An 11,103-nucleotide genomic window follows, 5' to 3' on the forward strand; every position below is an offset into this window, starting at 1 on the left:
ACGAAATTCTGCCGGCCGTCCCGATTTCACCGACACGGCGGTTGCGGCAGCCTCACATCTTGGGCGGCCAGGCATGGGTCTCGCCGACCAGATGGCGGCACCAGGCGTAGAGCGCGTCGTAGACGACCAAGCCGTGCTTCAGCATCTCGTGGTCGTCTTCGTAGACATGGCCGAGGCCGAGTGAAATGGCGAAAAGACCGGCCGATTGCGGGGTGAGATCGAGCCGCGAGGTGTCGGCCCCACGCACGATGTCGGCCAACCTGTCCAGGCCGGGCGCATCGAGTTTGTACTCCACGACAAAGGCGTCGAAGCTGCATTTCTCGCCGACATGGCTGAACTTCACGCCCGGGATATCGTAGGGGGTCGCCCCCGTCCTCTCTGCAGTCGGCAGTACCTCCGCCGGCGGCACGTAGAGAAACTCGGGTGTTTTGTCGATGAAGTGCCTGATCAGCCATGGGCAGGCGATGCGATCGATCTTCGGGCGTTCTCTGGTAACCCATTTCATCGTTGTTCCTTTCTTTGATATACTTGTTTCAGCTCCATATGCCTAACCAAAATGGCAAGCAAATCAAATTTGATACATACGTTGCATATCACGAAGTAGTGTGATACGAGTTCATCATGTCAGCGGACACGAGCGCGCGTTGGCTGCTGTTGGTTCATCAGCTTCCCGCCAAGCCCGCTTACGCGCGGGTCAAGATCTGGCGACGGTTGCAGGCGCTGGGTGCGGCGACGGTGAAGGGTGCGGTCTACGCCCTGCCGGCAAATGCGGACACGCGCGAGGACTTCGCGTGGCTCGCCAAGGAAATCGGCGAAGCCGGCGGCGAGGCGATGATCTGCGAAGCGGTCGTGGTCGCAGGCATGTCCGACGGCGATGTGCAGGGGCTGTTCGACTCGGCGCGCGACGAGGACTATGCGCGCATTGCAGCGGAGGCGCGCGAGATCAGCGCACGACTGAAGCAGGACGCGCCGGACAGCGAACTGGCCGAACTGGCAAGCCAGACGGTGCGTCTGCGCAGGCAGCTCGAAGGCGTCGTCGCCATCGACTTCTTCGGCGCCAACGGACGCCTCGCCGCGCAGGGTCTGGTGTCGGGGCTCGAGGCGGTCTTGCAAGGAGGGGATGCCATGAAGTCACCGCAGACGACACCCGCGCCGGGCCTGCTGGCCCATCGCGCTTGGGTCACGCGCCGCGGCGTGCAGGTCGATCGTATCGCTTCGGCATGGCTGATCCGCCGCTTCATCGACAAGGGTGCGCGCTTCAAGTTCGTGCCAAGCAGCGGTTACCAGCCCGAACCGGGCGAACTGCGCTTCGACATGTTCGAGGGCGAGTTCACCCATGAGGGCGACCGCTGCACCTTCGAGGTGCTGGTGGCGCATGCCGGGCTGGTCGATCCGGCGCTCACCGCGATCGGCGAGATCGTGCACGACATCGATCTCAAGGACGACAAGTACGGTCATGCCGAAACCGCTGGCGTGCGCAGCCTGATCGCCGGCATCGCGGCGCCGGGCGTCGACGACGACCAGCGCCTGGCGCGCGGCGCCGTTCTCCTCGACGGGCTTTACGAATCCCTCGCGCTCAAGAGGGAAGCGTGATCCGCCGGCCGCGCCGGAAGGTGGAAAAGATGGCGACCACGAATGAAGCGCCGCTCGGCGGCATCCGTGAGCTGGTGCTCTATTTCCTGCGGCTTGGGGTACTAGGCTTCGGCGGTCCGGTGGCCCTAGTCGGGCAGATGGAGCGCGAGCTCGTCGCCGACCGTGGCTGGCTCGGCAAGGAACAGATGCGCGAGGCGATTGCGATCTGCCAGTCGCTGCCGGGACCGCTCGCGATCCAGGTGGGTGTCTACATCTCCTATCTGCGCGGCGGCTTCTGGGGCGCCTGGGCCGGCGGCTGGGCCTTCATCCTGCCGAACTTCCTGATCGTGGCTACGCTTGGCGCGCTTTATGTCTATCTCGGCGACCTGCAGCCGGTTACGGCGATCTTCTACGGCGTCAGCCCCGCCGTGATCGCCCTGATCCTGCATTCCTGCTGGCGCCTTGCCAGGCTCGGCATGGAGGACTGGCTGCAATGGATGATCGCGGCGGTCTGCTTTGCGGTCACGATCATCCTGAAATCCGAGGTGGCCCTCCTGTTCATCGGCGCGGGCATCGTGGGAATCCTCTACTACGGCAGCCTGTTCCGCCGTCCGCCCGCCCAGACCCTGATGGGGCTTGCGCCGCTCGGCGTGCCGGCCGTCATGCCGCTCGCGCCTGCCGCCAGCCCCTCCGTTCTCGCCAAGCTCCTGCTGTTCTTCCTCAAGGCAGGCTCGCTCACCTTCGGCAGCGGTCTGGTGATCGTGCCGTTTCTCGAGCAGGGCCTGGTGCAGCAATATGGCTGGCTGGACGAGCGGCAATTCCTGATCGCCGTCGCCATTGGCATGATCAGTCCCGGTCCGGTCGTCATCACGGCGACCTTTGTCGGCTACCTCGTCGGCGGTTTCTGGGGCTCGCTCGTGTCGACCATCGGCATCTTCCTGCCCTCCTTCATCCTCGTGCTGGTCGCGGCCCCGATGCTCGCCCGCCATCGCGGCAATGCCAACGTCCAGGGTTTCGTGAAGGGCGCCTACGGGGCGGCCATCGGCACCATCCTCGGCGCCTCCGTGTTGCTGGGCAAGATCGCGATCGGCGACTGGCTGACGGCGCTGGTCGGGTTGCTTTCCCTCGCGGTGCTGTTTCGCTGGAAGGTCAGCAATCCGCTGTTGATCGCCGTGACGGCGGTGGTTGGCCTCGTTGCCTTTCCGCTGCTCCATCCGACCTGGGTCATGCTGAAATGAAACGGATCGGGAGGCTGGTCGCGGTGGCAAGTCTTGCCGTCTCTTCCGGCAGTTGGGCCGGCGAGCCGACCTCCTTTCTCTCCCCGGAGACGAAGATCCTGCTCGGCCCGGTGAGCGGCCGCATCGACCATCTCGCGATCGATCTCAAGCGCAAGCGCCTGTTCGTGGCCGAGCTGGGCAATGACAGCGTGGGCGTCGTCGACCTCGGCGCGGGGAAGACCGAACGCACCCTGGCCGGCCTGCGCGAGCCGCAGGGCGTCGGCTATGAGCTGACGACCGACACCCTCCATGTCGCCAACGCCGCCGACGGGTCGGTGCGCCTGTTCCAGGGGCCGGACCTCATTCCCGCGGGTGCAGTCGAGCTGGGCGACGATGCCGATAATGTCCGCATCGATGTGCGGACCCGCAGGGTCTTTGTCGGCTATGGCCGGGGCGCGCTTGCGATCATCGATCCGGCGAATCGCACGAAGGTCGGCAACATTCCGCTCGCCGGCCACCCCGAATCGTTTCAGCTCGATCCTGACAACGGGCGCGCCTTCGTGAACGTGCCGGACGCACGGCAGGTCGCTGTCGTCGATCTCGCTTCCGGCCGGCAGGCGGCGACATGGCATTTCTCGCACGCACAGGCGAATTTTCCGATGGCGTTCGACATTGCGGCAAAACAGGTGCTTGTCGGCTATCGCCGCCCGGCGCGACTTGTCGCGTTCGACGTCACTGACGGCAGGATCGCGGCCGCTCTCGATCTCTGTGATGATGCCGACGATTTGTTCGTCGACGCCAAGCGACATCGGTTGTACGCGAGTTGCGGGGAGGGCGTCGTGGACGTCTTCGAGTGGCAAGCGGATCGATATGTGCGAGTCGGACATGTTTCGACCGCGTCGGGCGCGCGCACTTCGCTGTTCGTGCCGGAGCTCGACCGGTTATTCGTCGCCGAACGTGCGACGTTCCGGGAGCCTGCAGCAATCCAGGTCTTGCGCCCGGCGCCCTGAGGCTCGCCTCGCCGTGTTATGATCCAGGCATGACCGAGACCAACTCGCTTCCCGACCGCCTGTCCACCAATCCCGGCAGCCCGTACTACGACGAGGCGCTGCTGCAGAAGGGCGTCGGCATCAAGTTCGACGGCCAGGAGAAGACCAACGTCGAGGAGTATTGCGTGAGCGAGGGTTGGATCCGGGTCGCTGTCGGCAAGACGGTCGATCGCAAGGGTAATCCTCTGACCGTCAAGCTTACCGGCAGGGTCGAGCCCTATTTTCAGAAGTGACAGAGGTCGCATGCACAGCCACACGCTTGCCCACTGGCGCCACGACCATGTTTTTCTCGGCGCGGCGCACCATCGCAACGAACGGAGGACGTGGCTGGTGGTCGGGCTGACCGCCGCCATGATGGTGGCCGAGATCGTGGGCGGCACGATCTTCGGTTCGATGGCGCTCCTGGCGGATGGCTGGCACATGTCGACCCATGCCGGCGCGCTGGGCATTGCCGCCTTTGCCTATCGCTACGCGCGCAATCACGCGCACGATCCGCGGTTCGCCTTCGGCACGGGGAAGCTCGGTGATCTCGCGGGGTTCACCAGCGCGATCGTGCTCGCCTTGATCTCCTTGCTGATCGGCTACGAATCGATCGGTCGGCTGTTCCAGCCGGTGGCGATCCACTATGGCGAGGCGACGGCGATCGCCGCGGTCGGTCTCGCGGTCAATCTGGCGAGCGCGTGGCTCCTGGGAGCGGACCACGACCATGGCCATGCGGACACTCATCGGCACCCCCATGATCGCGAGGATCGCGAACATCACGCCCCTCATCACGACCACAATTTACGCGCGGCCTACTGGCATGTGCTGGCCGATGCGCTGACCTCGGTGCTGGCGATCGCCGGGCTGCTGGCGGCGCGCTTCTATGGCTGGAACTGGCTCGATCCCGCGATCGGCGTCGTCGGTGCGTGCGTGATCGCGCACTGGGCGTGGCGCTTGATGCGCGATGCCGGCGCCGTCCTGCTGGATGCCGTGCCCAATCGCCAGTTGGACGAAGCGATCCGCGAGCGGCTGGAGGTCGGTGACGACCGCATAGCCGACCTCCATGTCTGGCGCCTCGGTCCCGGTCATCACGGTGCCATCGTTTCGCTGGTCGCGCACGCGCCGGAGCCGGTCGCCCACTACAAGGCCCGGCTCGACGATCTGCCGCATCTCAGCCACATCACGGTCGAGGTCCATCGTTGCGCCGGTGTGCATTGAGCTCATGCACGCTCGACATCGCGCTGGTACAGGGCGAAGTGGTGCATGAGGCGCCGGGAGGCGCTTGTCAGCGATTCCCGACCTTTCGCTGCTGCATCCAAGGCGTGCTGGGCTACCACCGGGGGCGGGATTGATCGCGTAACCTTGCTCTGACCGCTGCGTTCTTTGGGTGCAACCAGAGGAGCCAGCCATGCAGGACAAGGCAAAATCCAAGGGCGGGATCGAAGGCGAGGGCAGCTATAGCGGCACCAAGGCCTATGACGAAGCGACCGCCAGGTTCATCAAGGACGGCAAGGTCGACAAGGCGGCGAAGGAAGCCAAGCGTGCCATGGACTCGCGCGAAGCGGCTGATCTGAAATCTGCCGAAGCCAAAGGAAAGGCGGGCGACCCGCGCGGCCAGGACAAGCCGCGCTGAGGGGGACCGGAACAAAAAAGCGCCTCCGCGAGTGGAGGCGTTTTTTTTCAGCAGCTGCTGGCCGCAGGTGCCGACATCAACATGGCGCGCGTCAATTGACAGGCAACCTCCGGGCACATGCGGATCCCCACGATTTCGCCGGCATCACCGACCAGGGCACCTTCGATGTAGCCCGCGTCCCGGTTCAACTGGAAGGCGGCCGACGCGACGTTCATGGTGTCGAGACGCGTGCCCGTTTCCTCCTCGCCGGTCGCGTTGCGGCGGCGCGCCATCTCGTTCGCAGCGTGATTGAGGCTGGAGATGAAGGCGTTGAATTCGGCGTAATCCGCGACGCAGTTGATGCTGTGCCGCTCCTCGTCGATGAATACCATCACGCAGCTCTGGCCGTCGGCGCTCACGCCCAGGTGAAACTTGTCGAGTGTGCCGGTCGGATTTTCCATGGCGGCCTCCATCGTGAGCATTAGAACGGGGGCGCCCGGAGGTTGTTCCACCACATCTTCAGGGAGGGGCGACGTCCGCCGCCGTGATCTTGCGGAACAGTAGTGGGGGCACGGCTATCCGCCTTCCGCCCGGTATTGCGGTCAGGGCGCTGCCATCATTTGGCCACGGCACGGTCTCCGCTGTTTCGCCAAGGCCTTCGAGGACGGCCGCCGCTGCGGTCGGGATGAACGGCCATGCGGCCAACGCGGCGGCACGAACGAGGTTAACGCCGGTCCTCGCGATGACGGCAGCGCGTTCGGGATCACTTTTGAGCGCTGCCCACGGCGCCTGGCTGGCCAAGTACGCATTGCCGAGCCGCCATATGGCGCGAACCTCCTCGGCGGCCTTGCGGAATTCGAGGGTTTCATGATGGCGGCGCAAGCGGTCGAGACATGCGCACAATCGGCGGCCGACTTCGTCTTCAGGCGATCCGGGCGCTCCGGCGCAAGGCACGATCCCGTCGAATCGGTTGCCGACGAAGGAGAGGCAGCGATTGACCAGATTGCCGAACGTGTCGGCCAAGTCCTTGTTGATGCCCGCCACGAAGCGGTCGATCCTGAAGTTCGAATCCGCACCTTCTGGCGCATTCGCGGCGAGCCACCATCGCCAGGTATCTGCCGGCAAGGCGGCAAGCGCCGCATCGGTGAAGATGCCACGCCGGCCGCTGGTGGAGAACTTGCCACCTTCGAAGGTCAGCCAGTTGAAACCCTTGATCACGTCGGGAAGCTTCAGCGGCAGGCCGCAGCCGAGCAGCGTCGCGGGAAAACTGACGGCGTGGAACGGTACATTGTCCTTGGCGAGAAACTGGAGATAGCGCACTTGGTCCTTGGCGAGAAACTGGAGATAGCGCACTTGCGCGCCGCCTTCCCACCACTCCCGCCAATCGCGGCCCGGTCCTGCCGCGGCCCATTCCACCGCAGCGGCGATGTACCCGATCGGCGCATCGAACCAGACATAGAAGACCTTGTGCTCGAAGCCGGCCTTGGGCACTGCCACGCCCCACGACAGGTCGCGCGTGATGCAGCGATCACGCAAGCCCTCGTCGAGCCACTTCAGGGCAATCGACCGGACCAGCAGCGGCCACTCGTCCTGGCCCTCGATCCAGTGGCGCAGTCGATCCTGGAAGGCAGACAGGCGCAGGAAGAGATGGCGCGTCTCGCGAAACTCGATGTCGTGCGTTCCAGAGATCGCCGACCGCGGGTCGATCAGCTCCGTGGAATCGAGCAAGCGCGTGCAGCTCTCACATTGATCACCGCGCGCATTGGAGTCTTGGCAGAACGGGCAGGTGCCGACGACATAGCGATCGGGCAGGAAGCGTCTGTCGCCTGCCGAATAAGCCTGCCGAAGGACGCGCTCTTCGATCCAGCCCGCCGCATCGAGACGGCGGAAGATCTCCTGCGTCAACGCGCGGTTGGCGGCGCCCGATGTGCGCGAGAAATGATCGAAGGATAGACCGAAGCGGCGATAGATGTCGGCTTGCAGCGCGTGCTGTCGATCGCAGTAGTCGGTGACCGGGAGACCCTCGGCGCGCGCCGCCAGCTCGGCCGGCGTGCCGTGTTCGTCGGTCCCACACAGGAACAGGACCTCGTGTCCCGTCTGTCGGCGGAAGCGGGCATGAATATCGGCGGGCAGGAGCGAGCCCGCGAGATTGCCCAGATGCTTGACCCCATTGATATAAGGCAGTGCACTCGTGATCAGGAACTTCGCCATCGAACTCTCCATCGTGTCGGGCGACATGAAAAAGCCCTTCGCGAGGAAGGGCCGGGAGAGTCGGGCGGGAAGTCAGTGTCCGCGCGTCATCGTTCCGGCCCATCCCGTCGGGAGGCCGGACGCATTCGCGAAGCGACGGAGCGGACCGGGCAATACATGGTGCGTCTATGCGGCCGCCCGGCCCATGCCGTCAAGCGGCCGCCTGGTCGATGAACTTTGCCAGCGCCACGTCCTTGTCCGTCACGCCGCCGGCATCGTGGGTCGAGAGCACGATCTCGACCCGATTATAGACGTTCGACCATTCGGGATGATGGTCGGCCTTGTCGGCGGCCAGCGCCACGCGGCTCATGAAGCCCCAGGCCTGATTGAAGTCGGCGAACTTGAAGCTCTTCTGGATGGCGTCGCGGCCGGCGACTTCCTTCCAGCCATCGAGCGCTGCGAGCGCATCGCCGCGTGCCTTCCCGGTCAATTTGGCGGTCATCGGTTTCTCCTTTGCTGGCTCGACGCTTGCCTCCGGCCACGCCTGGTTTCATGTCCACCGCCGCGAAGCTCGTGCGATGTGCAGACCCGAATGGAGGACGACATTCATCAGTCCCGGCGAGCGCGAATCTAGGGCGGTTCGACGGGAAACGCGACCATGCGAAATTCCGCGCCGGAATCGGCTGCGCGGACAGTGAACAATCGGTCACCTCAGGACCTTGGCGAGCGCCCGCGGCTGCGATATGGGGGAAGAATGCCGGTTTTCACCAATCCGCGGCGCACGCCAAGTTTCAGTCTTGCGCCATCGCTGGAGGACATCGAAGCCATCGCGGCCGAAGCGCTGGCGACGATCCCGGAGGAATTTCGTCGGCATGTCGGCAACGTCCGCATCCAGGTCGATGATTTTCCGTCCGACGAAGTCGAGAAGGCGATGGAGCTCGACACGCCATTCGACGTGCTCGGTCTCTATCAGGGCGTATCGATGGTCGAGCGTGGCGCGGGCCACGTCGCCAACGACATCGACCGGATCTTCCTCTACCGTCGTCCGATCCTCGACTACTGGTGCGAGTCGCAGGAAGACCTGCCGCACATCGTGCGTCACGTGCTGATCCACGAGATCGGCCATCACTTCGGCTTGAGCGACGACGACATGGAAGCGATCGAAGCCAAGGCCGAGGAAGAAGCGAGGCGCGCCCGGCCCAACGCCTAGGGCCGCCTGCATTTTTTCCCGACATCCGGCGGTAAAGGCCGGGCTTTGCAAGCATCATTGATCTAGATTAGCCTTCAAGGCCCGGGGAACGCATCGGCGGGAAAGGTCAATGACGACCTCGAGTCATGTTGATTTGCGTACCCTCAGGGCGCCGTTGATCGCCAAGCTCTCGCGATTCGTCGATCTGACTGCGCGCGAGCGCGCGCACCTCGAAGAACTCCAGACGGACTTCGTCAAGATCCGGCCGGGCATCGACATCATGACCGCAGGTCATGCCTATCGCTGCATCTTCACCCTGAACCGCGGCATGGCGATCCGATACAAGGTGCTCCATGATGGCCGACGGCAGATCCTGAGCCTCGTGCTGCCGGGAGACTTCGTCGGCCTTCCGGGAGGACTGTTCGACAATTGTCTCTATTCGATCGCGAGTCTCACCGAGGCGGTCTGCTGTTCCATTCCGTTCAGCATCCTGTTCGATCTGTTCCAGGGCTACCCGCGGCTCGGCACGGCAATGTTCTGGCTGGCGGGCCACGAGGCGGCACTCTACGCCGAGCATCTGGTGGGAGTCGGGCGGCAATCGGCGTATGAACGTGTCGCGCATCTCCTGCTCGAGTTGCTGTTCCGCCTGCAGATCGCCGGCTTCGCCGAGGACGATCGTTCCTACGCCTTGCCGATGACACAGGAGCTGATGGCCGATACGCTGGGCTTGAGCGTGCCGCATATCAACCGCACCCTTCGGCGGCTCCGCGAGGACGGGCTGATTTCCATCGAAGGCTCGCGCGTGACCTGCCTGGATGTTTCCGCGCTTTCCCGCGTCTCGGACTTCGACGGCGCCAATCTCGGCAGGCTGCGTATTCCCGGCCTCTAACCTACTATTACTGGGGGTGCGGCCTTTGATCTATATCAATGATCTAAGCTAAAGCGGGGCCTTTCGCGATGCGGCAGCGTGCGTCGGCCAACTGGGGAGGCGCTTGCCGATTCGAGCTGATCGGCGTGGTCGAACTCGATCTTCGCGAAGTGAAGGGAAGCGCGCACGGCGATAACGAAAACATAGGAGGCAACGCATGCGCATCGGAAAAAAGACGGGCCGTCGCACCGTTTCACGGCGAGTGTTCCTGCAGAAGTCCGGCGCTGTCGCCGGCACCTTGGGTCTCGCTCCGGCAATAGGAGCACCGTTCGTCTCGACGGCTCTGGCCGATACCAAGACCCTCAAGATCATCCAGTGGAGCCATTTCGTGCCGGAGTACGACACGTGGCTCGATGGATTCGTCCGCGACTGGGGAAAGAAGAACGGCGTCAACGCCACGATCGACCACATCCCGCATCTCGAGTTGCCGGCGCGTGCCGCGGCCGAAGTCAGCGCCCAGGCCGGCCACGACATCTTCGGCTTCAACGGATCGGGCGGACCGCATCTTTTCGAAAAGAGCACGCTCGACATGACGCCGTTGGTCGAGGAGCTCGAGAAGAAGTACGGCAAGGTCGGGAAGATCGGGCAGCAGGTCGCTTTCGATACCGCGACGAAGAAGTGGGTGGCGTTCCCCGACTATTACATCGACTTCCCGATACTGTACCGCAAGGACCTGTGGGGCGAGATCGGCATGATGCCGGACACGTGGGAAGACGTCCGCAAGGGTGGCGCCAAGCTCAAGGCCAAGGGCTTCCCGGTCGGCATCGGCCTTGGCCATTCGGTCGATCCGAACAATTCGTACAACAGCATGCTGTGGAGCTACGGCGCCTCGATATGCGACGAGAGCGGCAAGAACGTCACCCTCGACTCGAAGGAGACCCTCGAGGTCGTGAAGTTCGTCAAGGCGCTCTACACCGAAGCCGAGACGCCGGAGGTCCTGTCTTGGGACGACGCCGGCAATAACCGCTTCCTGGCGTCGGGCCGCGGCTCACTCATCCATAATCCGATCTCGGCCTACCGTACAATTCAGAAGTCCAATCCGGCCCTCGCCGACAAGATCTTCGTGGCGAAAACGCCGGCAGGTCCGGTGCGTCGCCTCGCTGCCGGCGCCCCGAATTCCTACATCATCTGGAAATTTGCACGGAACAAGGAGGCGGCGACCGCCTTCCTGAAGGACTATTGCGCCAACTGGACCGACGCCTTCAAGGCGAGCACCGGATACGATCATCCGCTGTTCCCGAACCTGGTGCCGAAGCCGATGCCGATCTTCTCCAACGATCCGTCGTCGCATCCATCCGACAAGCTGAAGGTGCTGGAAACCGCCGATGATTGGTGCGTTGTCTTCGGTTATCCGGGACCGTCGA

At 63.9% G+C, this 11,103-nt stretch carries 13 protein-coding genes; 9 read left to right on the forward strand and 4 right to left on the reverse strand.

What is annotated here, in order from left to right:
* Positions 1–52: 52 nt before the first annotated feature.
* Positions 53–505 (reverse strand): chromate resistance protein ChrB domain-containing protein, encoded by a 453-nt coding sequence (locus VH499_RS13115; protein WP_332053187.1) that lies wholly within the window; start codon positions 503–505, stop codon positions 53–55.
* A 116-nt stretch (positions 506–621) separates the two neighbouring features.
* On the opposite strand from VH499_RS13115, the gene VH499_RS13120 reads away from it, so the two are divergent.
* The 6 genes from VH499_RS13120 (at position 622) to VH499_RS13145 (ending at position 5,453) form a co-directional block, all read left to right on the forward strand.
* Positions 622–1,593 (forward strand): chromate resistance protein ChrB domain-containing protein, encoded by a 972-nt coding sequence (locus tag VH499_RS13120; protein WP_332053188.1) that lies wholly within the window; start codon positions 622–624, stop codon positions 1,591–1,593.
* A gap of 29 nt (positions 1,594–1,622) precedes the next feature.
* Positions 1,623–2,810, forward strand: a complete 1,188-nt coding sequence (gene chrA, locus VH499_RS13125; protein ID WP_332053189.1) for a chromate efflux transporter — start codon at positions 1,623–1,625, stop codon at positions 2,808–2,810.
* Positions 2,807–3,799: a hypothetical protein gene (locus VH499_RS13130; RefSeq protein WP_332053190.1), complete on the forward strand. Its 993-nt coding sequence runs from the start codon at positions 2,807–2,809 to the stop codon at positions 3,797–3,799. The genes chrA and VH499_RS13130 overlap by 4 nt, the downstream gene beginning before the upstream one ends.
* A 29-nt stretch (positions 3,800–3,828) precedes the next feature.
* On the forward strand, positions 3,829–4,071 hold the full coding sequence (locus VH499_RS13135; RefSeq protein ID WP_332053191.1) for a DUF3297 family protein: 243 nt from the start codon (positions 3,829–3,831) through the stop codon (positions 4,069–4,071).
* Between the two features lie 10 nt (positions 4,072–4,081).
* Positions 4,082–5,038, forward strand: coding sequence for a CDF family Co(II)/Ni(II) efflux transporter DmeF (gene dmeF / locus VH499_RS13140; RefSeq protein WP_332053192.1), 957 nt, complete (start codon positions 4,082–4,084; stop codon positions 5,036–5,038).
* 190 nt (positions 5,039–5,228) lie between these two features.
* Positions 5,229–5,453 (forward strand): hypothetical protein, encoded by a 225-nt coding sequence (locus VH499_RS13145; RefSeq protein WP_332053193.1) that lies wholly within the window; start codon positions 5,229–5,231, stop codon positions 5,451–5,453.
* 47 nt (positions 5,454–5,500) lie between these two features.
* On the opposite strand, the gene VH499_RS13150 is transcribed toward VH499_RS13145, so the two are convergent.
* From VH499_RS13150 to VH499_RS13160, 3 genes are all read right to left on the reverse strand, one after another.
* On the reverse strand, positions 5,501–5,905 hold the full coding sequence (locus tag VH499_RS13150; RefSeq protein WP_332053194.1) for a hypothetical protein: 405 nt from the start codon (positions 5,903–5,905) through the stop codon (positions 5,501–5,503).
* 46 nt (positions 5,906–5,951) lie between these two features.
* A complete protein-coding gene (gene metG / locus VH499_RS13155) occupies positions 5,952–7,670 on the reverse strand; it encodes a methionine--tRNA ligase (RefSeq protein ID WP_332053195.1) in 1,719 nt (572 codons plus the stop codon).
* A gap of 163 nt (positions 7,671–7,833) precedes the next feature.
* A complete protein-coding gene (locus VH499_RS13160) occupies positions 7,834–8,124 on the reverse strand; it encodes a 4a-hydroxytetrahydrobiopterin dehydratase (RefSeq protein WP_332053196.1) in 291 nt (96 codons plus the stop codon).
* A gap of 252 nt (positions 8,125–8,376) precedes the next feature.
* Between VH499_RS13160 and VH499_RS13165 the strand changes: the two genes are divergently transcribed.
* From VH499_RS13165 to VH499_RS13175, 3 genes are all read left to right on the forward strand, one after another.
* On the forward strand, positions 8,377–8,832 hold the full coding sequence (locus VH499_RS13165) for a metallopeptidase family protein (protein WP_332053197.1): 456 nt from the start codon (positions 8,377–8,379) through the stop codon (positions 8,830–8,832).
* 109 nt (positions 8,833–8,941) lie between these two features.
* Positions 8,942–9,700: a Crp/Fnr family transcriptional regulator gene (locus VH499_RS13170; RefSeq protein WP_332053198.1), complete on the forward strand. Its 759-nt coding sequence runs from the start codon at positions 8,942–8,944 to the stop codon at positions 9,698–9,700.
* A gap of 196 nt (positions 9,701–9,896) precedes the next feature.
* Positions 9,897–11,103 (forward strand): ABC transporter substrate-binding protein (locus VH499_RS13175; RefSeq protein ID WP_332053199.1); only part of this gene is annotated, 1,207 nt, incomplete at its 3' end.

It is taken from the genome of Reyranella sp., assembly GCF_036558665.1.
In the GTDB taxonomy this organism is placed as follows: Bacteria; Pseudomonadota; Alphaproteobacteria; order Reyranellales; family Reyranellaceae; genus Reyranella.

Coding starts and splice junctions, on each gene's coding strand:
- VH499_RS13150 (WP_332053194.1), bottom strand. CDS start 5,905: ATGGAGGCCGCCATGGAAAATCCGACCGGCACACTCGACAAGTTTCAC.
- dmeF (WP_332053192.1), top strand. CDS start 4,082: ATGCACAGCCACACGCTTGCCCACTGGCGCCACGACCATGTTTTTCTC.
- VH499_RS13130 (WP_332053190.1), top strand. CDS start 2,807: ATGAAACGGATCGGGAGGCTGGTCGCGGTGGCAAGTCTTGCCGTCTCT.
- VH499_RS13160 (WP_332053196.1), bottom strand. CDS start 8,124: ATGACCGCCAAATTGACCGGGAAGGCACGCGGCGATGCGCTCGCAGCG.
- chrA (WP_332053189.1), top strand. CDS start 1,623: ATGGCGACCACGAATGAAGCGCCGCTCGGCGGCATCCGTGAGCTGGTG.
- VH499_RS13165 (WP_332053197.1), top strand. CDS start 8,377: ATGCCGGTTTTCACCAATCCGCGGCGCACGCCAAGTTTCAGTCTTGCG.
- VH499_RS13120 (WP_332053188.1), top strand. CDS start 622: ATGTCAGCGGACACGAGCGCGCGTTGGCTGCTGTTGGTTCATCAGCTT.
- VH499_RS13135 (WP_332053191.1), top strand. CDS start 3,829: ATGACCGAGACCAACTCGCTTCCCGACCGCCTGTCCACCAATCCCGGC.
- VH499_RS13145 (WP_332053193.1), top strand. CDS start 5,229: ATGCAGGACAAGGCAAAATCCAAGGGCGGGATCGAAGGCGAGGGCAGC.
- VH499_RS13115 (WP_332053187.1), bottom strand. CDS start 505: ATGAAATGGGTTACCAGAGAACGCCCGAAGATCGATCGCATCGCCTGC.
- VH499_RS13170 (WP_332053198.1), top strand. CDS start 8,942: ATGACGACCTCGAGTCATGTTGATTTGCGTACCCTCAGGGCGCCGTTG.
- metG (WP_332053195.1), bottom strand. CDS start 7,670: ATGTCGCCCGACACGATGGAGAGTTCGATGGCGAAGTTCCTGATCACG.